Here is a 23,230-nt window from a genome sequence, read left to right as displayed (position 1 = left end):
AGTGGAGGTGTTTTTAGATGGGTTTATTAGCAGAAAAGGATAAGAAGTATTTGGTTGAATTGTTTGGGAAGGAATTGAAGAACAACGTGAAGCTTATATTCTTCCACGAGGAGAATTGTGAGTACTGTGATCTTGAAAGCCAGTTGTTAGACGAAGTTGCAGAACTTTCGGATAAGATCGTAGTTGAAAAGTACCACAAGAATAGCGAAAAGGGTAAAGAATACAACGTTGAATATGCGCCAGCATTGATACTCACCCTTGATGATGGAAAGGACAGAGGCGTTCGATTCTACGGGATTCCTTCTGGTCACGAATTTGGAACGTTAATTCAAGATATCATCACATTTGGAAATGGTGCAAAACCACAGCTTTCTCCAGAGACGGTTGCAAAGCTTCAGTCACTCGACAAGCCAGTTAAGATAAGTGTATTTGTAACGCCAACATGTCCATACTGTCCAAGGGCAGCACTCACTGCTCACAACATGGCACTCGCAAGTGACATGGTAACAGCTGAAGTTGTTGAAGCGAATGAATTCTTTGACATGAGCGAACAGTTTGGAGTTTCATCTGTACCTCACATAGCAGTCAACAGGAATCCGGACAAGTTCTTCATAGGTGCATATCCGGAACCACAGTTCTTACAGCAAGTACTTGACCTTGCAGAGTAATTTACAACGATTGCAAAATAATCAACTAATAAGTCTTTTGCACTCAGGGCACATCACTGTGCCCTGAGCTTTTAGAAGATGACAATGTGAAAAATTTGTCTTAAAGGAGGGTTAAGCATGAGCGGATTTGAATTCGACTTGGGAAGCCTTGGAGGTTCTTTGAAGGAATACTACGATATAGTAATCATCGGTGGAGGACCAGCTGGTTTGACAGCCGCAATATATGCACGCAGAGCAGGACTGACTGCTCTGGTAGTTGAAAAAGCTATTGAAGGTGGAGCAGTAACACAGACACACGTTGTTGAAAACTGGCCCGGCGAGATAAGCATCGAAGGTCAAGCTCTTGGACAGAAATTTGCAGACCATGCAAAGCACTTCGGAGCAGAGTTCCACTATGCATTTGCGCAAAAAGTGTATATTGATGGAGAATACAAAGTTGTTGAATTAGACGATGGAAACAAGGTTAAGGCAAAGGTTGTAATAATCGCAACAGGTACACAGCCAAGGAAGCTTGGCGTCCCTGGAGAATCTGAATTCAGAGGCAGAGGCGTTACTTACTGTGCAGCTTGCGATGGATATTTATTCAAAGATAAGGATGTTGTCGTTGTTGGCGGTGGAGACAGTGCGTGTGATGAATCACACTTCCTTTCTAAGATTGTTAACAGCATAACGATGGTCCAGAATCTGCCAAAATTGACTGCTGCAAAGGTCCTACAGGACAGAGTTCTGAGCAATCCAAAGATTAAGGTAATAACAAACCACATCGTTAAAGAAATCAGAGGCTCAAACAAGGTTGAAGAAGTAGTCATTGTAAACAACGAGACAAAAGAGGAAAGCGTTATAAAAGCTGATGGTGTGTTCATCTACGTTGGTCTTGTTCCACAAACAGAAGCGTTCAAAGGTTTAGTAGATATGAACGACTACGGATACATTATTACTGATGAAAATATGGAAACGAACGTTCCTGGAATATACGCAGTTGGAGATATAAGGATTAAAGGATTAAGACAGATAGTTACCGCAGCTGCTGATGGGGCTATAGCTGTTGAGCATGCAGCAAAGAAATACTTCTAATTCAATAGAATGAGGAATTAAGGAGGAGGTGTCGATATGCCAACATACAGGGTAAAGATTTACACAACGCCCACGTGTCCGTGGTGCAGAAGGGCGAAAGATTATTTCAAACAACTTGGAATCCCATACACTGAAGTAGACGTTTCCAAAGACAGAAGAGGCGCAGAGGAAATGGTTAGAAAATCCGGACAGATGGGCGTTCCCGTCATCGAAATAGGAAACCAGATAATCGTTGGATTTGACAAGGCAAGAATCGACAGAATTCTTGGAATTAGCTAATCGAAATATGAATACGGAAGGCTTTTGCCTTCCGTGTTATTTTTCACAGACGAGAACTTTGGCAAAGAGGGGTGAAAATATGAAATTGAGCTGTCCTATCTTGAGGTTTTTCTCTAAGCTTTTCATGAAAAGGTTCAAAGTTAAAAATCTCAAAGTTGGAAGGGAATGATCTTATGGTAAAGACTATCAAATTACTCTTAATAGTTCTATCTATCTTTACTACTCTTTCTTTCGGCTACGAACACACATTCACAGATTTGGGCATAGCTCACAGGCTTTCAATGATAGAGAAGAAGCTTCTTTTAATTAATTTTTCCTCTCCATCGTGCTACTACTGTAAGCTTTTTGAGAAAGAAGTACTTCCAAACAAAGATGTTCAAGAGATTCTACGAGGGAACTACATATTTGTCAAAATCGAACCGGGTTCTTACAAAACTACCTTTTTGGGGAAAACTTACACGAACGACCAGCTCTTCGGAGGATTTGCCGTTAGAGGCACACCGACATTTGTGTTTCTGAAAGACCAAGGACAGGTGACACAAGTTCCTGGTTTCATGCCAGCACCGGATTTCTTGAAAGCTTTGCGGTTCATTGTGAAGGTTGTTGATGAGAACTACAAAGGTAGTTTTGAAGAGTATTCGAAGAAAAATGATGATTACAAAGGCAAACCTACGATAGTAAACGTCAAGAAAGAAGATGCAGACTATGTTTTGAAATACGACAAAAATGCACAAAGCGTTGACGCAGTGCCGAGCAAAGTTGATATAAACACGTTGTACGTAACTACGAACTCAGATGTTGCGAAAAAGCTTAACGGTATGGGCGTTATAAGGGTACTTCTTGTTTCCTCAAAATAATTGCTCTTTGAGGTGATAATATGATTTCACTCACACCTACGGACGTAAGTGTCTGGTTGGCTTTAGCACATGGTTTTCTTTCGTTCTTCAGCCCGTGTGTTTTACCGCTAATTCCCGGATTCATTGGAATAGTTCTCGGTGGACAAAAGAGGGCGCAGAGACTATTAGGATTTTTCTTGGGTTTTTCAGTGATATTCAGCCTTCTTGGCGGGTTGTCTTCGTTTATAGGCGGGTTCTTGGCTAAGTACTCTGGTATTTTGGAAAAAATAATAGGTATAGGTATAATAATATTTGGAATATTGTACGTAGCTGAGATGCAGCTTTTCAAGGGTATGAAAGCGAACGTTTGGAAATTCAAGAATGCTGGATTCGTAGGTGGACTAATTCTTGGTGGAGCAATTGGATTTGTGTGGATACCGTGTAGCAGCCCAATACTTGCTTCGATATTGCTTATCGCATCGCAACAGAATGTTATAAAAGGTATATGGCTGTTGTTCATATACTCTCTTGGAATTTCTATTCCGTTCCTCACGATTGGTGCTGGAATTTCAAAAGCGCTGACGATGGGATTTGGCAAATCTGCGTGGGAAAAGTGGGTCAAATACATCGGCGGAGCTTTTATGATAATACTCGGTGTGTTGATAATACTTGGCAAAATGAAAGTCTGAAAATTAGGTGTGGAGGTGTACACTAATGGCAACAGCGAGAATGGATTATTATTCGGGGATGCTCTTTTATTCAAAAACTCTTTCAGGACATGATCTTGTGATCGATGCGGATCCTTCCGTCGGCGGTCATGATGCAGGACCAAGACCGAAAGAACTCATGCTGTATTCATTAATGGGTTGTACAGGAATGGATGTTGTGTCATTGCTTAGAAAAATGAGAGTTATAGACCAAATGGAGAGCTTCAGAATGGAGATAGACTACGAACAGACGCAGGACCATCCCAAGGTTTATACAAAGCTCCACTTGAAGTACATATTCAAATTCAACGGTGAACCACCAAAAGAACAAGTTGAGAAAGCTATCAATCTTTCACAAGAGAAATACTGCGGAGTATCAGCGATGATGAAGAAGGCAGTTCCCGAATTCACTTGGGAGATTGTTTACGAGTAATATATAATATTAAATAGGTACTTGAAATAAAGAACTTTTATGGTATCATATACTTCGGCTGTGAAAATTCAAGATTGGTCTTTGAAAGGTCTGTGAAAATTTGTAACGTAGATAAACAGATTTGAAACGTTGACAAAATACCACGCATCGGTTATAATAACTATCGCATGAGCGAGCCAACGTAGCTCAACCGGCTAGAGCGGCTGACTTGTAATCAGCAGGTTGAGGGTTCAAGTCCCTCCGTTGGCTCCAGACCACGGATGTGTGGTGAGGTGCCCGAGTGGCCAAAGGGGGCGGACTGTAAATCCGCTGGCAGAATGCCTTCGAAGGTTCAAATCCTTCCCTCACCACCAGATATTTTTTTATAGGAGGCTGGATAACGATGAGAGTTCAAATAGGTCTCAAGTGTGAAGAATGCGGGACAAGAAATTACTACACAACAAAAGAAAAGAGCAAGAAGGATAAACTCAGACTTAAGAAATACTGCCCGAAGTGCAACAAACACACATTCCATAACGAAACGAAGGTTTAATCTGTTTGAATAAATGAGCTTTTTTTGCAGGGGCGTAGCTCAACTGGCAGAGCACCGGTCTCCAAAATCGGGTGTTGCGGGTTCAAGTCCTGCCGCCCCTGCCAAATTTTATTTATAGTTGTAAGAATGATAACTTTGAAACGCAAAACATTTCGGGGGAGATAAGGTATGGAAAAGTTGAAGAAGTTCTTTGGAGAAGTTAAAGCTGAAGCGAAGAAGACAACTTGGCCCAACAGAGAAGAACTCCTGACATCTACAGGAGTAGTTTTGTTTATTTTAGGAGTCTCCGCACTTTATCTATTCTTAGTTGACCTTCTCTTCTCTGGTACGCTTGGTGCTCTGCTTCAAAGATTCTGAGGTGAATAATAATGAAAAAGGAATGGTACATAATTCATACCATTACCGGGTATGAAAATAGGGTTAAAGAGAACCTTGATGCTAAAATTAAAGCTCAAGGTTATGAGTCTATTATCCCGAATGTAGTCGTGTTGGAAGAAATAGTTATCGACACGTCGAGCAAGTCTCTGGAGAGGCATATCATTTCTCACGAAGCAAAACTTCACGTGAGCAATGGTAAGGACGTTGAAAAAGGAGCTCTTCTTGCCGAAGAACCAGCGATAAAGGTTAGGAGAGATGGCACGATCGCCGAAGTGATAAACGCAAGAAGGATTGTTATTGAAACAACTGATAAGAAATTTTCAAAGACTTACGTTATTCCAGAATCTGCAAAGCCAGTTTCGGGATTAAGAGTAGGAGCCAACGTTTTTCAGGGAACGTTCTTAGCATCGAGCGATGAATATATTTGTGATATAGATGGTAAGGTTGTTATAAATGAAAAGGTTAAGAAGGTCGTTGTCAGAACAATACTTGGTGACGAAGATGCGTATGTAATACACGGTGATGTATTTAATTCCGCAGCATGCAAGAAAGGCGTGCAGGTGAAAGCGGGGCAAACGTTAGCTGAGGGCAGAAAGATATTTTCTAAGAGTACTGGAAGAGTTGCTATAGTCGATTACCCGACAAGAAGAGAAATTATCGTCCAGAAGACAAAGAAGAGGAAACTCTATCCAGGATACTTGTTTGTAGAGATGATAATGAATGATCATACATGGGAATTCGTCAGAGGAACACCGTTTGTAATGGGATTTGTTTCCGCTGGTGGTAGACCGTTGCCATTGAAACCGCAGGAAGTCCATTACATAAAGAGATTGGCTGGACTTGAAGAAGTACATCAAGCTGAAGCTGCAAAAGTAACGAAGGTGGAATTGGAAGTACAACAAGGCGATTCTGTGAAGATTGTCACCGGTCCATTCGAGGGCTTTGTCGGAGTTGTTAAAGAAGTTGACGAAGAAAAGCAGGAACTGAAGGTAATGATAACGATCTTTGGTAGGGAAACACCAGTATCGGTACATGTAAGTGAAGTGGAGAAAATATAAAAAATAGATTTTGTGCACTCTTGTGCACAGTGGGAGGGCGTAAGCCCGAAAATACCACAAAAGGGAGGTAAGTTGTATGGCAAAGAAGGTAGTAGCACAAGTACGACTCGTACTTGAAGCCGGAAAAGCAACACCAGCTCCTCCAGTAGGTCCTGCATTGGGTCAAAGAGGAGTTAACTTGATGGAATTCTGTAAGAAGTTCAACGCAGTTACAGCAGATAAGGCAGGTTTGCTTATCCCTGTAATCGTTACTGTCTACGATGACAGGTCATTCACGTTCATAACAAAGACTCCTCCTGCCAGCTTCCTCTTGAAGAGAGCAGCAAAGATCAACTCTGGTTCTTCCGAGCCAAAGAGGAAAGTAGCTGGAAAAGTGACGAAGCAACAGATTAAGGAAATAGCTGAACTCAAGATGGTAGACTTGAACGCCAACGACCTTGAGGCTGCGATGAAGATTATCGAAGGAACAGCTCGCAGCATGGGTCTGGAAGTCGTAGACTGAAGCGGAAGGGAGGAGGCGAAAAGATGCCTAAGCACTCCAAAAGATACAGCGAATTGAGAAAGTTAATAGATCCTGAAAAGAGCTACACGCTCGAAGAAGCGGTAGAACTTTTAAAGAAGACAGGGACAGCGAAGTTCGATGAAACAGTTGAATTCCACCTTAAGACGAATATCGACTACAGAAAGAGCGAACAAAACATCAGAAGCACAATAACCCTTCCAAATGGCACGGGTAAGACGGTCAGAGTCCTTGTTTTCGCAAAAGGAGACAAGGCAGAAGAAGCAAAGAACGCCGGAGCGGACTACGTTGGTGCAGAAGAACTTGCAGACAAAATAGCTAACGAAGGTTTCTTCGATTTCGATGTTGCAATCGCAACACCAGACATGATGAAGGTAATTGGTAAGCTCGGTAAGGTTTTGGGTCCAAGAGGCTTAATGCCAAACCCAAAGAGCGGAACAGTTACTGACGACGTTGCGGCAGCAGTTTCCGAATTCAAGAAGGGTAAAGTTGAGGTCAGAACAGACAAGACAGGAAATCTCCACTTCCCAGTTGGAAAGGTTTCTTTCGATGTAGAAAAATTAAGAGAAAACATCAAATCGGCGTACGAACAGGTACTCGCATTGAGACCAGCAGGTGTTAAGGGTCACTTCATTAAGAAAGCAGTCGTAGCAACAACAATGGGACCTGGAATAAAACTCGATTTGAACACACTTGCAGAAGGAAAACGATAAGCTGATACATAAAAAAGCAAAGCGGCTCTTCTGAGCCGCTTTTATTCTATTTTCTTGAAAGATAAGCAACAACTATCTCATGCAGTCTTGGAAATCTTCCTACTTCATATTCAACTTCTCCGTTAGTTCTCACTAACACCTCGTCACCAACCAAGCCTATAATTTCCGCACCCGGTATTGAGTTTTCCGGCTTTATCACTCTGTGCTTTTCTTTTGCACTGTCGATGGAGTCACTGTAAATAACCTTTCCTGAGTTTATTATCGCAAATTCAGTTGCGTATTCTTCCAGTTCAAACATCTCGTGCGATGAAATTATACATGCCCTATCAGCCGTTATGTAGTCTCTTATAAGCCTCATAACTTCGTATCTGACTGTTGGGTCGAGGTGTTGCGTTGGTTCGTCTAATATGAGCAAATCGGCATTTGTTGAGAGACAGAGAATGACGAAGAAGAGTGTTTTCATACCTATCGAGTACGTTTCGACTTTTTGTGACAAATCAAATCCGTACTTCGACAAAAATCCTCTGAAAACTTGACTGTCCCACTTTGGATAAAGAGCAGAGTAGAGCTTTTCGTAGTCAAGTGCTGTGAAATTTCTAAATACGGTCCTGTCTTCTGAAAGTGTGGCGATGTTTTGTTTTGCAAAAGAGTCTATTTTGCTTCCATAAAGTTCGATTTTTCCTCCGTCAGGTTCTATTGAATTTAGAATCGATCTTATCGTTGTTGTTTTTCCTGCTCCATTTGGACCAATCAGTGCGAAGATACTTCCCCTATCTACAGTGAAGTTTATATCAGCAAGAACTTGCTTGTTCCCGAATCTCTTGCTCAGATTCCTCACTGAAAGCAGGGGCAAATCTTGAGAAATATCAGAAAAATTCAAGTATGCTCTTTCTTCCATATTAATCAGCTCCTTTCTTGCTGAAAGCAATATAACCGAGATAAATACAAATAACTGCGAACACAAACGAAAGCAACATGTTTCCCTGTCTTAGCGGGCTTATTAATTTGTAAGGATTGTAAAGATGTTTTACCCCTTCTTTACCTAAGGAACTGAGGATTGCATCGACCAAAAGTACTAAGAATATGCTCCCGTAAGGGTCTATCTTCAATCCGCATGTTAGGGCAATTGATAGTCCGTAATATGCTGAGTAGAAAATCATTGCAGTTGCGATATCTACTAAGAAATTTTGGAAACTTCTGTAATATGGTAGACCAATGAAGAATGATAGCAATATCAAGAGCGAGGTAAACGCAAACTCAAACCAAAATATGTTTTTTCTTGAGTAAGGCAAGAAGGTTAACAAATCTAAGCGTTTGTTCTTTATATCGGACAGGATTGAAAATATTATAATAAAGAACGCACCGAAGGTTTTGTTACCACTTCCAGGATAGAGCATAAGTACAAAAAAGATTACTAAAGTGCCGAATTTCTCTTTTAATTGCTTGTGCAAGTACTCGTCGAACTGCAAGAAATAGTAATTGTTTAAAATCTTAGACATTCTTCCACACCTCCTCAATTATCTTTAAAGCCGTGAGCAAATCGAGCCCTTTCTTCTTTATTGTTCTCACGAGTTCATAGACGTCGTTCAGCACGTCTACGCTAACATCTACGTTACCTGATATGAAGTACCCGATGCCTTGTTCTGATTGGACAAGTCCTTCAAGTTTCAATCTTTCGAAAGCTTTCAATACTGTATTTATATTCACATCAAATATCTTTTCAAGTTCCCTCACGGTAGGTAATTGCATGCCTACCTTCAAGTCTCCCAAAAGAATCTTTGCCTTTATTTGATTCACTATCTGCAAGTACGCAGGAATTCCGCTGTGCTTGTCAACTTTTTGGAAATTCATGTATTGAGTGCTCATTCTCTCACGACCTTTACTCCTTCGGCTTGTATTGAGACTGAACTATCTGAATCGTTCTTAAATATTATCTTCCCACCGGTGCTGTTGATGCTAAGTCTCAAATTCTTTCCGCCTGCATAAGTTATCTTTCCGTTCGCACCTGTTGTAAAAGCCTCAAACAATGAACAATTAGATAGGACAATGTTTAGGTTCAAGCCGACAGAGTCTATATTAATTCTGTTGGAGGATACGTTTCCATTAATGTTAACTCCTACGCTATTTATAACAAGTTCATTGACTGAAATATTGCCGTCGAGGTCAAATCCGGTTGAATCGAACTCAGCATAATCCGACTTGATGCTTCCCGAAAGTTTCGTGTCAACTGAATCTATTGACAGGTGTTCTAAGCTATTTTCCAGCTCACTCTTGAGCTTTACACTGAGGGATGAAATTTCCAGGCTTCGTATCATGTCTCCCCCGACAAGCACTTTATAAATTGAATTCTTTGTCCCCCCCTTTATCTCCAGAGTACCATTTTTAACCGATGTTTTTAACTGACTGGGAAATTCAATAATATTTCCTTTGCCAACGACTATATCAACCCCGCCATCAACATCTATAACTACATTTTCTCTCGATTCAACCTTTGTGTCTGGATGATAATATATCTTAGAACCTTCGCTGCCTGTAAACGATTCGATGATGTTTTCAACGGTGTTTACAAAGACATTGCTATCTTTAGTTTCAGCCATATAGCGAAACGTTTCTACATTCGCCATAGGTATAAGGAATAGTAAGACGGATAAAATCAAGAATTCTATCCATTTTCCTGTATACTCTTTTACTATGTATCCAGTGCACGCTATTGCAAAGAAAACAAAAACTACTTTCAACGGGACGTAAGGGGTTAAAAAGCCAATTGTACCGAGTGTTAAGACAGCAAGTATTAATAACAGACGCCTTTTGAAATCGCCCATAATACCACCTCCAGTATAATATTCAATACCCTCTGCAAATTTGAGATTCATTTTTCAAAGACCCTCTGCATGTTTTATATTGTTATAGTTTTATATAACACCCTAATAGTATAACACCGCTTGTAACACTATGAAGTATCTTTTCTGTAACTTTTAGGTTAATAATAAAGCAAAAAACTCCCCGATTTGGGGAGTTGCCTCGTGGATATTAGATTCGCAGTTCTGCTATTTGTTTGAATTCTTTATTATCACATCAGATGCGAGTTTACCTGTGATTATCGCGGTTGGAACGCCAGCTGGTGCGTAAGCCCATTTTCCAGCTTTGTATATGTTTTCGATAGGCGTTTTAACTGAAGTTGTCATGCTGAATATTCCGGAAGGAACTGGCAATTCGCTTTCGAAAGACCATCCAACTATAGAGCCTTCTGACGTTCCGTACATTCGTTCTATTGTCAAAGGCGTGGACGTAAATCTGAAGAGTATCTTGTTTTTCAAAAATGAATATATTGTGCTGGCAAGGTTATCGGTTATGAGCTCTTCAGTCTTTTGTTTAAATTCTTCGTACCAACCCTCGTCATTTATCCTTTTCACTATATCATAGTCGATTAGCATGCTTACAATTAATCCGGTCTTACCATCCGGTGCCATCGATTTGTCTCGCAGAGCCGGTATCGATATTTCATACGTGTTGAATTTGATGAATTCTTCTAACCACTGCAGAATTTCTTCTTTGCTCAGTTTTTCGTAATTTTCTACGATATGTTTTACTCTTGAGCGATTAGTTTCGCCAAGACCTTGTCTTGAAGGTGTGTAGAAGAAGTGCCCAGTTGATATCTTGCCAAAAGTTTCAACCGGTTCGTCGACACCAAAGTAAAAGGTTATAACCGATTCTGCACCGCGTGCTGAAAGAACTTTTTGTTTTTCGTCTTCCAGCTTTTTGAGTGCATGTCCGTTTATCCCCTGCGTGTCGAGTGATTTGTAAAATGCCTTCAAATCAGTTGCCCAAATTAAGAAATCATACCGGTGTTCGTTTCCTTTTTCATCTACGGCAGTGTTATTTCCGGGAATTACTTTGACGATTTGGTTGTTAGTAAGTATCTCTCCACCAAATTCGGTAATCTTATTAACTAAAGCCTCAGGAAATTTACCAACACCGCCTTTTGGGTACAGATAGTCGTTGAACAAGTAGAAATAGCTAAGAGCAAAGAACGAAGGCGTACCTCTGAAGAAATGTTGAATGACTATATCTCTTAAAGAGTTATTCCTGATGATTCTGCTTGAGTATTCTTCTACAGGTTCTTTCAGAGCGTTAATCTCTCTAACTGTTCCGAGAAATTTGAAAAACCACAAAAAATACCTTCCCATCATCTGCATAAGTTTTCCTTCTTCTCTTATCTTATTGAAAGAGAAAAGCGGATTATCTATGCCGTATAATACTTTCATGTGTTCAAGAATTTTCCTTTCGGTTTCAATTAGCCTCTGTATGTCGTCCTGAGATTCAGGATACTTACTTTTGAGAAGCTCTGCATATTCTAGTAAACTCTTCTCACCGTTGACTGTCATAATTCTGTCTTCGATACCTATTGAAACAGGATTTTTCAATAATTCAACGTCAAGCTCTAAATCTTCAACCATGGGGGTTATGACACCTGCATTAACAAGTGCGCGGGCACCTCCTTCGAATTTAAATCCGTTGTAATCAAACGTGTTAACGAGTCCACCGCACTTTTCGTTCTTCTCAAAAAGCTTGACGTTAAATCCTTTCCGTGCGAGGTATACGGCAGCAGTTAAACCAGCGATTCCTCCGCCTGCGATAACTACTCTCTTCATACTCTTACCCCCATGTCTATTCCCAGATTTCGAATGATCTGTTCTGTTTTATTCCACAGAGCTTTTGCAAGTTCTAAGTCTTTTGCTGGTGGTGTCAGTTCTTCGATGGTCGTTAAATGGAAGAATTTATCTGTTATACCATCTAAATCTTTAGATGCACCGAGATAGTAAAGCGCTTCGGCTGAAATTGTCGGTTCTTGGGATAGCCTGTCTAAGATGTTTTTCTTGAAGAATTTATAAATAGGACCATTTTCGGAGCCCGTATTTGTCTTAACAAACCCTGGATGCATTGCGTTCACCATTATTCCATGACCTTTTACCATTTTCGAAAATACATGCATGCTCAAGATTTGAGCCAATTTTGCTGAACCGTATGCTTTTAAGCCTGAATACCTGTGTTTTTCCCAAAGCAAATCGTCAAGGCATATGCCCCAAGCAGCGAATCTATACGCCTCTGAACTTACAAAAATTATTCGAGAGTTTTTATCCTTCTTGAGCTTTTCGAGTATCATTTGGTTAATCAAAAATGGTGCTAAGTAGTGAACTACGAAGTTCAATTCCAAACCATCGTCCGTTATTGTCCTCTTATTTGTGTACAAACCTGCGTTGTGAATTAGAACATCTATTTTTTCATCCAATGTTGATAGCTCATACCCAACTCTTCTGATGTCAGCTATCTTGCTCAGATCTGCTAAAATGTAATAACATTCAGCTTCGTATTTCTCTTTCAGTTCGTAACACAATCTTTCTGACTTTTCTTTGCTTCTATTTACCGATATTATTCTGGCACCCATAGAGGCGTATTTCTTGGCTGTTTCATATCCAATTCCAGATGTTGCACCCGTTATTACAACGGTCTTCCCGTCGAAAGAGTCATTACATATATCAGGTTTCTTGCTCATGTTCTTTATCATTTCAAATACTATGTTCCATTTATACTTGAACCAATATTTCTTTACAGAACAGCTTTTGAACGCATTGCTCATCCGAACACCCTCTTCATGAATTTTCGGTACAGCTTTCCAAAGCCTGGTATGTTGTCGAATATATCACCCCAGAGGTCGTAATAATCCCTCTGGTCTACTATCTTTCCATTCCCGCCAATGACCAACCTACTAGCACCGTGGACTACCGATGTTTTCGTCTTTCTGAAGTTTATTATCATATCCCATTCAACGAAGATGATATTTCCATCCATAACTGCGTTGAGTATGTTCATGTGCAGTTCCTGAGACCTTTTCGTGAGCCTCTCAACCATCTTTTTGAACTCTTCTATGCCGTGTATTTCTTGCACGGTGTCTCGAAAGTGTATGTTTTCATCATAATAAGGCAATAAATGAGACCAATCCGGCTTACCTTCGCTATTGTACGTTTTAGTCCATAGTTGCAAAAGTTGTTCTAAGGAAGTTATGGTATACCCCTGGTTTTCAGTTCTTTCAATTCTTTCCATATAAAATCTCCCTCTCATTTTTCATTTGTTATTAAGCATTTTCAATTCCTCTCTCTTTTTTCTGTACTCCAAAATCGGTGCGTCGCCTTGAACGAGGTTTTCTCCCATTCTAAGTTCGCTCTTCTTTGGCAGCTGTGTTTCAACAACTGCCTTGTCTTGGTGGAGGACCTTTTTGTTGAAAGGTGTACCTAATATGGCTATGAGCTTATCGATAGGTTTTATTCCTGTAAACCCAACATAAAAGCGTAAGTAAATTCGAGTGTGTTCATCGTCTATTGGCACAAATTCAGCGGTAACTCTGATTTTCTCGTCTATATGATTTTGCCATATGTTTGGAAATTTAAATTCTAAATACACTCTACTTGCCTCGTTGATATCGAGTTCTTCAGGTTTTTTAGCTGGCGTTCCGTCGTCTATTCTGTTGAATACGTAAAAATAGAACATCGTATCGCTAATCCATTTAACGATAGGTCCGTCGGAAACTGTTCGATTTCCGCGCCCGATGGTGTTGTAATGGACAAAAGGCACGTGTATTGGGTCCAATTGGTTTTCAATTGCTCTGCTGTAGTGTACGTTCCACACTTCGCTAAATTCGCTGTAAGATAAGCTTTCGTCAATATCGTCAAAATACTTTGGGTTACTCGTTGGTTCTCCATCACCGTACCATAGCCATATAAAGTCTGCAGTTTCATATACTTTGTAAGACTTAACTTTGAAGTTTTCAGGGACAGGTGTCTTTCTTCCATATGCAGGAATAGCGATTACTCTGCCCGTTGGGTCGTATTCGAAACCATGAAATGGACACATTGCGACGTGCCCTTCGTGGAGCAATTTTCCGTGCGATATGGATGCTCCTCTGTGGCAGCAAATATCAGATATACAATGCACAGCACCATCGTTGTCTCTCCATATAGCAAGTTTTTCTCCGAATCTTGTAACGCCAACCAAGTGCCCTTTTCTCACTTCATGTGATGACATTATAACGTACCATTGATTCTTAATCACAGATACTCCCCCTTGCCCTCATATAAACATCCTCGTTCGCTTTTTGTATTCAATGAACTCATCTCCAAATTCCCTGTGCAAATTCTTTTCTTCTAGTATTGCTCTATACAAGAACGCCAAGAAAGGGAATACGGAGATAAAGATTGAAGACGGAATATGTTGAAAAACAAGGCCAAGCCCAATGAACGAAATAATCTCGCCAGTGTAACTTGGATGTCTAATTTTCTTATATAGCCCCCTTTGAACAAGTTTCTTCTCTGGTCCGATTACTATGTCACCAGAGAAATGTTCGCCAAGGTTCAATATTGCCAAGAGTCGAATGATTACTCCGAACAGAACGGTGAACGTACCAAATATCTGAAACGCCCCGAATTCTCTTGTTCGCCAAACGGTTCTGAAGTTTTCTGGAGCGACAGCTAAAATAACACCAATTAAAATCAGTACTACAACTACAAGTTTGCTCTTCTTGTCAAGTATCTTAGAGTATGAACCTTTTCTCAGCACAAGCACGTAGAAATCCATTATCCACCAAGCAACCACCGATAACCAAAATAGATAGCGCATAAGACTCCTCCTTACTTTAAGTTTTGAAGTATTTGTTGAGCAACTTTAACGTTCGTTTCGTGTTGGACTAAAAAGTAAGGGTGTGGTTGTAGATTTAAAACCATTCTTAGGGAATTTTCCGCAGATTTTTTATCCCCGAGCTTGAGATAAATTTCGGCAAGGTACAAGTGTACACCAGAGTAATCACCTATGTACTTCTCTGCTTCTTTAAAATTCTCCAAAGCCTTTTTAGTATCTCCAAAGGGCCAGGGAGCTGACATGTACCGCACTGCTTTTGCCATGAATGATAGACCTTTGTAAATATAATCGTTCGAATATCTAATTGCATTATCTATGTATGCGTCGAATTTATTCAAAAGGTTTAGCTTTCCAAATACATTAACAAAATCAATAAGCCTTGCAGAGCACATGCTCGCTACGTAGTACGCTCTGCCATTTTGCTGGTTGAATTTAAGTATGTCTTCAGAAAGCTCGAGCGATTTTCTCAGAAGTTCCTCTTTCTTTTGCCTCTCTAATAATATTTCTGAATATTCAAAGTAGGTTTCAGATAGTATTACCTTGACTTTTTCCAGTTCCTTCTCATTGAATTCTTCTTTATCTGGATTATTACTTCCGTAAATCAAGTTTTCAAGGTCCTTGATTAGTTTAGAGAGTTGCGCTTCGTTTTTCAAAGAACGCGCTTGTTGAAATGTTTTTTCGTAAAATTCAACGCTGTTTGCTGAAGATAGCACAGAGGAGATTAACACAAGCAGTATGATTGCTAAAGCCCTTCTCATGCCTTGCACCTGCCTTTTACCAATTTTGTTATTTCCCTTCTGTGTTTGTAAGCGATGATTAGTAAATTACCTACGTACAGTAAAATCAGTTCCGGAGAACCGTTAAGTGATTTCCATAAGGTGTAAAGCAAAAGGAAAAAGAATCCTACAAAAACCCGCAGAGCATCTGTTTCAGGTGTTGTTCCTTTCCTTTTCATTAATTTGTTCGCTATGGAGAACAATGTGAATGTAATGCCGAGCACTGTCGGACCTTCCCACCTTGTCAAAACTGACCAAGCGCCGAATGTCGTTGCTATCGCCTTTCCACCATTAAAACGGAGCAGAGGTGAAAAAGCGTGACCTGCAATACCAGCTAATGCGGCTAAGCTGACAATGTAAGGGCTAATTTTCAGTTCTGTATTCCAAGCAAAAATTGCAAGTGGGAGCACGCCCTTGAAATAATCAAGAGCAAGGGCTAAGAACCCCCATTTCCATCCGGCGGCACGCCACAAGTTTGTCGAACCAGGATTTCCATCACGCACCTTGCGCAAGTCAATCCCGAGAATTTTGGCAAATATATGCGAATACATTATGGATCCGGATATAAATTGCAAAACTATTAGGGCGAACCAGTAGAAAGTCATACCTTTAATTTCCTTCCTCGCCAGTAGACCTGTTTCTTAAGCAACGTTAGATACAAAGAATAAAAGAAAACTATTAAGAAGAAAATATAATGGATTGGGTAGAATAATGCATCGTAGATTCTGTACTGTCCAGTATCTTTGGATAGCAAGCGAATAAATAGCGCGACGATGAGATAGTTAGCTGTTTTAATCAGTACATCTAAAATGTTGTTCGTCTCAAGGAATATACTGGTGATATTTTGTATAGAAGTATAAATTCCAGCCATCCATATAAGTGCTAATAAGAATGCAAAAGTACCACCAGTTATTGCTCCCGAAGACATATTTTTTGAAAAACCTTCGAGTAGCTGTTTTATCCCGTTAGGATACATCCTAAATTGGACTAAACCATCGCCAAGGAAATTCGTCACTTTTATGCCGTGTTTAGCGTATAACTTGGCTAATTTTATATCTTCCAAAATCCCGTCTCTTATAGTGCTGTGGCCTCCAGTCTTTTCGTAGTCTTCTCTTGAAGTAAAGACAACAGGACCAAAAGAGCCTCTTGCAATCTTCCCAGGAAAACCCAAAGTGTTACTCGCGTATATTACAAGCAAGTTGAATGGTAAAGTGAGGTGCTCATAAAATTTCTCGAGCCTTTGATAAGGCCATACGGATATTAGCCCCCCGTGGTAAGCACGTTGAACCGAAAGGTACTCAATTAACTTGTCTGAAGGTTCAACATCTGCATCCAAGAATAGAAGATAATCTCCAGAAGAGTTTAGAAAACCATTCCACAGTGCCCAAGACTTTCCGACCCAGCCATCTGGTGGGTCTTCTTTTAGTTTTACCAACTTTACTTCCTCAAAAGATGTAGCGATTTCTGAAGTTTTGTCGGTAGAGTTATCATCAACGACTATGATTTCGTGCGCAGGGAACTGCTGAGAGCAGACCAACGGAAGGAGCTTTTTGAGGTTCTCTTCTTCGTTCCTTGCTGGAATTATCACTGAAACTTTTTTTTCAGCGATTTCTTTTCTGTCTTTAAGCCCGTTTGTTCTTCTCAGTATTCTATCTCTGCCAGAAATATAGTACAGAATAGATATAACAATGAATGCTGCGAATATCAAATATCTCATTACAACCTCCGTTTGAAATTATACTTTGTAAAATATTATAACACATAAATTTAATAGATTGACACTATATTCTTTTTCCATTAGAATTATCTTGACCAATTATTCATAATTTCTTTGAAAAGCGGAGGAGAGAGTATGTCTGAGAAGAGCGAAAAGATAATAATCATGCATGGATTTGAAAAGCCAGAGATTTTGCAGCTTATGAGGGTAGTAAAAGAAAATTTTCAAGGTGAAGAACTGATATTCGCAAGCACCACGCCAACGAGCCTGACTTGGAAAGTTCAAGACCTAATAGAAGAGCTAAAGAGTGAGCACGAAGAATTCAAGAAAATTAAAGCTGCTAAACTGCAAAACAATCATTCTAACAATCAAAATGAGTCTGAAAAATAAAAGGGGAGCAATTGCAAGTTACTCCCCTTGTTTTGTGTTTGAGTTAATTAATACGTGAGTGCTTTATACGCATCGATTAGTCCGTATCCTACATATTTATTCCAACCACTTGAGTTGTACGTGTAGCCCGGTATCTTGTAAGCTGTTCTAATCAACCTACTCCTTATTGCTTCTGGTGTTGTGTATCCTCTTGCATACAGCATTGCTGCAAGAGCGGAAACGTGTGGCGTTGCCATAGAAGTTCCCTGCAAGAACATATAGGTATTGCCATTTGTCGGTGTCCATGTTGTGCTCAAAACACCATCTGCGTAACCGTCGCCGTTTTGGTCAACACTCGTGTCTCCACCGGGGGCTACAATGTCGAGATAGTGGGTTACATAAGCTTTTCTATATGGATCATAGTATCTTGTATAGTTGTAATTTGAATATGGTGCTCTCCTGTTATCATACCTCGTCGCACCGACTGCTATTGTTTCGACGTAGGCTGCCGGGTAAGACAGACTTGATCTATTTTCGTTACCAGCTGCACATATTAAAGTTACGTTCTTGCTGTAGGCGTACTTAACCGCATCCATAAGCACTTGTGCTCCGCCACCACCAAGGCTCATGCTAACGATTTTTGCTCCATTGTCAACAGCCCATCTTATACCAGCTGCAACGTTGTCGAGTGTTCCGCTACCATCAGCACCAAGCACTCTTATTGGCATTATCTTTATTCCGTATCCACCCCAGTTTACACCAGCAACACCCAAACTGTTGTTTGTAAGGGCTGCAACAGTACCTATACAGTGTGTACCGTGGCTTACATCTTGTGATGGGTCTGTTGGATTTGTGTCACTGTCAACAAAGTCGTAGCCGGAAACAAATATACCTTGAAGGTCTGGATGTGTGAAGCTTACTCCAGTGTCAATAACAGCGACAACAACACTTGCGGATTTCATTATATCCCATGCTTGTGGAAGTTTGATATTGTTATAGTGCCATTGATAGCTGTAGTATGTATCGTTTGGTGTTGCAAGCGCTCTGTAAATGTAGTTTTTATCTACTGATTTAACACCTGGAAGATTAGATAAAAGTTCTGGTTGTTCAGTTTTCACTGTGACGATTTGAACATCCTCAAAACTGTAAGTTCTTACAACTTCTGCGCCAACGCTTGCTAAGCTTTTGATGGCGTTCTCCCTCGGCTCAAACTGGACAACGTATTCGCCTGGCACAAAGTCTTCTTCAGTTCCTGAAATACCGAGCTTTTCAGAAACATCAAACTTCTCTCTTGGTTCGAACTTCGGTTCAAACGAGTTGGTACAACTGAATAAGACAAAAACCGTTAAAAGAGCAGCGACCAAAAGATAGAACTTCTTCATCCCTTCTCCCCCCTTAGAAAGTGTGGTTTGGATGAAACGAATTATATCAAAAATTACTTATCAATGTCAAGAAATCAGGTAGGATATTGAATAAAAAAATCATAAAACAAATTTAAACATTGTCTAAGCTATCTTTCCTTGCTTTTTCGCAAATGGTTGAGTACAAAGGAAAGCTTGTTTATCTTTCCCCAAATTTTCTTATAGACCCTGTCGTAATAGTTCCTGTACACCTCATGCTCATCCATATCAGGTAGAAACTCTTCACTTATCCTTACCATGTTCTTGACTGCTATTTCGAAATCATTATATACACCCATCCCAACATACGCAGAAATCGCAGCTCCAAGTGCTGATGTTTCGTTTGTCTGAACTTTATAAACCGGAACTCCCATCATGTTCGCTGTTATCTGGCAGACCTCCCTACTTTTCGAACCACCGCCGGATAGTCCTATTCTTTCAATCTTGGTTCCAGTTTTTCTTTCAATAGCTTCTTTTCCTTCCAAGAGTGCGTAGTTTATTCCCTCTATTATCGCTCGGTAAAGATGCATTCGAGTGTGCTTGTCAGAAAAGCCTATGACTGCACCGCGAGAGAACGGTTTCTCAGGTCCCGATGCCCACGCAGGATATATTATCAGCCCATCACTTCCGGCTGGAATTTTCTGAAGATACTTGTCCAAAATTTGTTCAGAGAAGGTGTTGAGTTCCTCTGCTTCGCGAACTTCACTGTGTGCGAATTCCTTCTTGAACCAAGAGACAAGCCAGTACCCTCTGAAAACGCTAATTTCTGGATTGTACTTTTCAGGAACTATCGATGGGTAAGGTGGGATAAACGGTATAACTTCGATGTATTTAGATGTTGTTGTCTGTATTGTAGCGGTTGTCCCGAGACTTATACTTCCAACATTCTGCGAGAAACATCCAATTCCAAGGGTTTCACACTGCTTGTCTGCACCTGAAGCTATAACAGGCAATCCTTCTTTAAGCCCAGTGAATTCAGAAGCTTGTTTTGTAACGTACCCTAAGATTTGTGTCGGTTCTACAAGCCTTGGCAGTTTTTCCTTTTCTACACCGAAGAGCCTCCATTTGTAGTGGTACGGACTCTTTATCCATTCCTTATTTGTGTAATCAAAAGGAACATAACCAACTTGTGACGCGGTTGAATCAACAAAGTCACCTGTCAACTTGTAAGTGAGGTATCCAGATAAGAATAAATATTTGTGTACCTTTTTCCAAGTTTCTATTTCTTTTTGTTTCATATAATTTGCCTTGCTTCTTCTATATGCCATATAAGCTGTGGGAAGTTTCTTTATCAGCCAAAATGCAAATACTTCATGTAGGTAGAGCTTTGGTTTGCCCTCCGCCTCTCTCTCATCAAGCCAGACAAACGCATCTCTAAGTGGATTGCCATGTTCGTCAACAACGATAACAGTTGAGCGTTGAGTTGTTAAGCTAAGAGCCTGAATATCTTTAAAAACGCTCGGTGATTTTTCTTTCAACTTTTGCACAGCCTTGGCCAGCGTTTCCCAATAGAACTCTGGCGATTGCTCAGCCCAACCGGCGCTTAGTGAGTAGTACGGTTCGAATTCGATTTTCTCTCCAGCAAGGATTTCACCGTGTTCTGAAAATACAATAGCTCTGAGACTTTGTGTACCACAATCAATTGCTAAAACGCTCATATAAAGCCTCCCTAAATGTTTTACTCATACACATTATACCATTTTCCAGTATAAGAGAGTGCTTTGAATTTAATTTATACATAATATAAGATTATATTTTAACTAATATATGATACAATATACTAAAATAGGTAACTAATTCTGAAATATCGGAGGATGATGACATGGGTAAAGAGAGAAATGTATTAAGAACTTTGTTTTTCATTGTTTTGGCGGATATGCTTGGCTTCGGGTTAATCATACCACTTCTACCATACTATGCGAAAGAATTCGGAGCTTCGGCTTTAATGATAGGTCTACTTGGGTCTGTTTATCCACTGGGTCAAATCTTTGCCTCTCCTTTGATAGGCAGGTTATCAGACAAATACGGCAGAAAGAGGGCTCTACTTCTAAGTGTTGGTGGCACGTTCGTTTCACTCTTGATTTTAGGCTTTGCAAAGTCATTGAGCTTGATATTTTTTTCAAGATTATTCGACGGACTGACGGGTGGGAACATTACGGTTGCACAAAGTTACATAGGTGATTTTACTGACGAAAAATCGAGAACGAAAAGCCTTGGGCTTATAGGTGCTGCTTTTGGGCTTGGATTTATCTTTGGACCGGCATTCGGAGGTTTTTTAAGCCAGTGGGGAATGCGCGTACCAGCGTTTTTTGCAACGGGTTTGTCACTTATCAACATAATCAACATATTATTATTCCTGCCAGATTCAAAGCCTGTCAGAGATTCAAAGTCTAAACCATTCACGTTTCAAGAGCTCAAGAAAACATTTTCACAACCAGCTGTGGCGAGCTTGCTTTTTACGAAGTTCTTCTATTCTCTCGGTTTCACAATGTTTGAGTCTACATTTGCACTCTTTGCTATCAGCCGCTTGAATCTGCCTGTATCAACAACGAGTTTCATACTGGCGTATGTTGGTGTAATAATAGTCTTCGTACAAGGGTTCTTGATTGGGAAGTTAACTAAGAAGTACTCCGAAGCGGATTTGATAAGGTATGGTATATTCCTCGCGGTACCTTTTCTTGTGCTGTATTCCTTTGCGAAGAGTATTCCAGTTTTACTAGTACTGCTTGCACCACTTTCCGTATTTTCAGCCGTTTTAGGTGTTTCTATTAGTTCAATGGCTACTAAATTAGTGAGCAAAGATAAGCTTGGAGGAGCCCTTGGAATCTTTAATTCAGTAGATAGCCTTATGAGAATAATATCTCCAGTTCTTGGTGCTACCATTGTTCAGTACATCGGTGCGAAGTATTTAGGAGTTGTTGAAGGTTTTGCTATGTTTTTGAGCGCTATAGTGTTTGGAAGTCTCTTCTTGCCAAAGTACTCTGCTAAAACAAAAAATGAGAAAGGGCAATTATTGATTGAAAAATAAAAAAAAGCGGGAAAGTCTCCCGCTTTTTGTCTCATAAGGATTAGGATATCTTTTCTTCCAAAATACCTTTTTCATTTCTCAACTCTTTTATCAGAGCTTTGACAACGCTTTTCCAATCTCCCACGATACCAAGGTCTGCTATCTTCATTATAGGTGCGTCTGGATCTTTGTTGATTGCGATTATGTATTCACTATCTTGCATTCCTGCAACGTGCTGGATAGCACCGCTTATTCCCACCGCTATATAAAGCTTTGGTTTCACAACCTTTCCAGTCTGTCCAACTTGGAGTTCCTTTGGTAACCATCCGGCATCGACGGCGGCTCTTGAGCCAGCAACTACGCCTCCGAGTAGTTCTGCAAGTTCTTCAAGCAATTCAAAATTTTCCTTTGAACCGATGCCTCTTCCACCCGCAACGATAATTTTTTCTGCAGTAATATCTTTCACAGTCCTTATCTTCTGGACAATTTTTTCCACTCTAACTCTTAAATCTTCTCTCGTTATCTTCGGATTAAAGAGAATAGTTTCACCTTTTCTGTTAGCGTCCATAGATGGTAATGGAAATATGCCAGGTCTTATTGTTGCCATCTGGGGTCTTCTGTCAGGACATATTATCGTTGCCATTAAGTTTCCACCAAACGCAGGTCTTGTCATCAGTAGAAGCTTTGTTTCTTGGCCTATTTCTAATTGTGTACAATCAGCGGTAAGTCCCGTTTTTAACCGTGCTGCAAGCCTCGGACCGAGTTCTCTCCCGATACTCGTTGCGCCCAGCAGTAAGATATCAGGCTTTTCGTTGGATATGAGTTGGTAAAGGGATTCGGTATACAAATCGAGCGTGTACTTTTCTAATAATTCATGCTCAATTACGAAGACTTTGTCGGCTCCGTTTTGTATCAACCTGTTGCCTATGTATCCCACGTTGTGCCCGCATACAACTGCGGATACTTCGCAGTCAAGTGAGCGAGCGAGCTCTCTCGCTTTTCCGATAAGCTCAAGCCCGACGTTTAACAGCTCGCCATTTCTTTGTTCACAAAAAACCATTATCATTTTGTTCA

Annotated in this window: 28 protein-coding genes and 3 tRNA genes; 16 read left to right on the top strand and 15 right to left on the bottom strand. The window is 40.3% G+C overall.

Annotation, left to right across the window (positions count from 1 at the left end; all coding sequences use genetic code 11):
- The first annotated feature begins 17 nt into the window (after positions 1-17).
- The 14 genes from pdo to rplA all read left to right on the top strand — a co-directional run bounded on the left by pdo (position 18) and on the right by rplA (position 7,198).
- Positions 18-668 carry a protein disulfide oxidoreductase gene (gene pdo, locus BUA11_RS04870; RefSeq protein ID WP_072758983.1) on the top strand — a complete coding sequence of 217 codons (651 nt, stop codon included), beginning with the start codon at positions 18-20 and terminating at the stop codon, positions 666-668.
- Between the two features lie 117 nt (positions 669-785).
- On the top strand, positions 786-1,742 hold the full coding sequence (gene trxB, locus BUA11_RS04865) for a thioredoxin-disulfide reductase (RefSeq protein WP_072758981.1): 957 nt from the start codon (positions 786-788) through the stop codon (positions 1,740-1,742).
- Between the two features lie 36 nt (positions 1,743-1,778).
- Positions 1,779-2,021, top strand: a complete 243-nt coding sequence (locus BUA11_RS04860; RefSeq protein ID WP_072758979.1) for a glutaredoxin family protein — start codon at positions 1,779-1,781, stop codon at positions 2,019-2,021.
- Between the two features lie 173 nt (positions 2,022-2,194).
- Positions 2,195-2,878 carry a thioredoxin family protein gene (locus tag BUA11_RS04855; protein ID WP_072758977.1) on the top strand — a complete coding sequence of 228 codons (684 nt, stop codon included), beginning with the start codon at positions 2,195-2,197 and terminating at the stop codon, positions 2,876-2,878.
- Between the two features lie 20 nt (positions 2,879-2,898).
- The gene (locus BUA11_RS04850) at positions 2,899-3,546 is read left to right on the top strand and encodes a cytochrome c biogenesis CcdA family protein (RefSeq protein ID WP_072758975.1); all 648 of its coding nucleotides are present in this window, start codon (positions 2,899-2,901) and stop codon (positions 3,544-3,546) included.
- 25 nt (positions 3,547-3,571) lie between these two features.
- Positions 3,572-3,997: an OsmC family protein gene (locus BUA11_RS04845; RefSeq protein WP_072758973.1), complete on the top strand. Its 426-nt coding sequence runs from the start codon at positions 3,572-3,574 to the stop codon at positions 3,995-3,997.
- Between the two features lie 175 nt (positions 3,998-4,172).
- Positions 4,173-4,249 (top strand) — tRNA-Thr (locus tag BUA11_RS04840).
- 14 nt (positions 4,250-4,263) lie between these two features.
- A tRNA-Tyr gene (locus BUA11_RS04835) sits at positions 4,264-4,350 on the top strand.
- Positions 4,351-4,379: 29 nt separating this feature from the next.
- On the top strand, positions 4,380-4,529 hold the full coding sequence (gene rpmG, locus BUA11_RS04830; RefSeq protein ID WP_072758971.1) for a 50S ribosomal protein L33: 150 nt from the start codon (positions 4,380-4,382) through the stop codon (positions 4,527-4,529).
- 28 nt (positions 4,530-4,557) lie between these two features.
- A tRNA-Trp gene (locus BUA11_RS04825) sits at positions 4,558-4,633 on the top strand.
- Between the two features lie 64 nt (positions 4,634-4,697).
- Positions 4,698-4,886, top strand: a complete 189-nt coding sequence (gene secE / locus BUA11_RS04820; protein WP_072758969.1) for a preprotein translocase subunit SecE — start codon at positions 4,698-4,700, stop codon at positions 4,884-4,886.
- 11 nt (positions 4,887-4,897) lie between these two features.
- Positions 4,898-5,965, top strand: coding sequence for a transcription termination/antitermination protein NusG (gene nusG, locus BUA11_RS04815; RefSeq protein WP_072758967.1), 1,068 nt, complete (start codon positions 4,898-4,900; stop codon positions 5,963-5,965).
- Positions 5,966-6,041: 76 nt separating this feature from the next.
- The gene (gene rplK, locus BUA11_RS04810; RefSeq protein ID WP_072758965.1) at positions 6,042-6,467 is read left to right on the top strand and encodes a 50S ribosomal protein L11; all 426 of its coding nucleotides are present in this window, start codon (positions 6,042-6,044) and stop codon (positions 6,465-6,467) included.
- Positions 6,468-6,490: 23 nt separating this feature from the next.
- Positions 6,491-7,198 (top strand): 50S ribosomal protein L1, encoded by a 708-nt coding sequence (rplA, locus tag BUA11_RS04805; RefSeq protein ID WP_072758963.1) that lies wholly within the window; start codon positions 6,491-6,493, stop codon positions 7,196-7,198.
- 46 nt (positions 7,199-7,244) lie between these two features.
- On the opposite strand, the gene BUA11_RS04800 is transcribed toward rplA, so the two are convergent.
- The 12 genes from BUA11_RS04800 to BUA11_RS04745 form a co-directional block, all read right to left on the bottom strand.
- Positions 7,245-8,096 (bottom strand): ABC transporter ATP-binding protein, encoded by an 852-nt coding sequence (locus BUA11_RS04800; RefSeq protein WP_072758961.1) that lies wholly within the window; start codon positions 8,094-8,096, stop codon positions 7,245-7,247.
- 1 nt (position 8,097) lies between these two features.
- Positions 8,098-8,697, bottom strand: coding sequence for a hypothetical protein (locus BUA11_RS04795; protein ID WP_072758959.1), 600 nt, complete (start codon positions 8,695-8,697; stop codon positions 8,098-8,100).
- Positions 8,690-9,064, bottom strand: coding sequence for a GntR family transcriptional regulator (locus tag BUA11_RS04790; protein WP_218587310.1), 375 nt, complete (start codon positions 9,062-9,064; stop codon positions 8,690-8,692). Before BUA11_RS04790 ends, BUA11_RS04795 begins: the two co-directional genes overlap by 8 nt.
- Positions 9,061-10,020: a hypothetical protein gene (locus BUA11_RS04785; protein ID WP_143145279.1), complete on the bottom strand. Its 960-nt coding sequence runs from the start codon at positions 10,018-10,020 to the stop codon at positions 9,061-9,063. Before BUA11_RS04785 ends, BUA11_RS04790 begins: the two co-directional genes overlap by 4 nt.
- Positions 10,021-10,245: 225 nt before the next feature.
- Positions 10,246-11,850: a phytoene desaturase family protein gene (locus BUA11_RS04780; protein WP_072758955.1), complete on the bottom strand. Its 1,605-nt coding sequence runs from the start codon at positions 11,848-11,850 to the stop codon at positions 10,246-10,248.
- Positions 11,847-12,836, bottom strand: a complete 990-nt coding sequence (locus BUA11_RS04775) for an SDR family NAD(P)-dependent oxidoreductase (RefSeq protein ID WP_072758953.1) — start codon at positions 12,834-12,836, stop codon at positions 11,847-11,849. Before BUA11_RS04775 ends, BUA11_RS04780 begins: the two co-directional genes overlap by 4 nt.
- Entirely contained in the window at positions 12,833-13,300 is a 468-nt protein-coding gene (locus BUA11_RS04770) for a nuclear transport factor 2 family protein (protein WP_072758950.1), read from the bottom strand. Before BUA11_RS04770 ends, BUA11_RS04775 begins: the two co-directional genes overlap by 4 nt.
- A 21-nt stretch (positions 13,301-13,321) precedes the next feature.
- Positions 13,322-14,305, bottom strand: coding sequence for an aromatic ring-hydroxylating oxygenase subunit alpha (locus BUA11_RS04765; protein ID WP_072758947.1), 984 nt, complete (start codon positions 14,303-14,305; stop codon positions 13,322-13,324).
- Positions 14,306-14,323: 18 nt separating this feature from the next.
- Complete coding sequence (locus BUA11_RS04760) at positions 14,324-14,869, bottom strand: methyltransferase family protein (RefSeq protein ID WP_084634362.1); 546 nt, start codon at positions 14,867-14,869, stop codon at positions 14,324-14,326.
- Between the two features lie 11 nt (positions 14,870-14,880).
- Entirely contained in the window at positions 14,881-15,645 is a 765-nt protein-coding gene (locus BUA11_RS04755) for a tetratricopeptide repeat protein (RefSeq protein WP_072758943.1), read from the bottom strand.
- A complete protein-coding gene (locus BUA11_RS04750; RefSeq protein WP_072758941.1) occupies positions 15,642-16,268 on the bottom strand; it encodes a glycerol-3-phosphate acyltransferase in 627 nt (208 codons plus the stop codon). Before BUA11_RS04750 ends, BUA11_RS04755 begins: the two co-directional genes overlap by 4 nt.
- Positions 16,265-17,380: a glycosyltransferase family 2 protein gene (locus BUA11_RS04745; RefSeq protein WP_072758939.1), complete on the bottom strand. Its 1,116-nt coding sequence runs from the start codon at positions 17,378-17,380 to the stop codon at positions 16,265-16,267. Before BUA11_RS04745 ends, BUA11_RS04750 begins: the two co-directional genes overlap by 4 nt.
- A gap of 135 nt (positions 17,381-17,515) precedes the next feature.
- Between BUA11_RS04745 and BUA11_RS04740 the strand changes: the two genes are divergently transcribed.
- On the top strand, positions 17,516-17,770 hold the full coding sequence (locus BUA11_RS04740; RefSeq protein WP_072758937.1) for a DUF3783 domain-containing protein: 255 nt from the start codon (positions 17,516-17,518) through the stop codon (positions 17,768-17,770).
- A 47-nt stretch (positions 17,771-17,817) separates the two neighbouring features.
- Here the strand turns inward: BUA11_RS04740 and BUA11_RS04735 are convergent, their stop codons facing one another.
- Positions 17,818-19,131: a peptidase S8 gene (locus BUA11_RS04735; protein WP_072758935.1), complete on the bottom strand. Its 1,314-nt coding sequence runs from the start codon at positions 19,129-19,131 to the stop codon at positions 17,818-17,820.
- Between the two features lie 128 nt (positions 19,132-19,259).
- Complete coding sequence (locus BUA11_RS04730) at positions 19,260-20,807, bottom strand: FGGY-family carbohydrate kinase (RefSeq protein WP_072758933.1); 1,548 nt, start codon at positions 20,805-20,807, stop codon at positions 19,260-19,262.
- A gap of 164 nt (positions 20,808-20,971) precedes the next feature.
- Between BUA11_RS04730 and BUA11_RS04725 the strand changes: the two genes are divergently transcribed.
- A complete protein-coding gene (locus BUA11_RS04725) occupies positions 20,972-22,177 on the top strand; it encodes an MFS transporter (protein WP_072758931.1) in 1,206 nt (401 codons plus the stop codon).
- A 40-nt stretch (positions 22,178-22,217) separates the two neighbouring features.
- Here the strand turns inward: BUA11_RS04725 and BUA11_RS04720 are convergent, their stop codons facing one another.
- On the bottom strand, positions 22,218-23,222 hold the full coding sequence (locus BUA11_RS04720) for an electron transfer flavoprotein subunit alpha/FixB family protein (protein WP_072758929.1): 1,005 nt from the start codon (positions 23,220-23,222) through the stop codon (positions 22,218-22,220).
- Positions 23,223-23,230: the final 8 nt, after the last annotated feature.

This window comes from Fervidobacterium gondwanense DSM 13020, from assembly GCF_900143265.1.
Taxonomy (GTDB): Bacteria; Thermotogota; Thermotogae; order Thermotogales; family Fervidobacteriaceae; genus Fervidobacterium; species Fervidobacterium gondwanense.
Note: the sequence above shows the minus strand (reverse complement) of the source record. Positions and strands in the feature narration are given on the sequence as shown.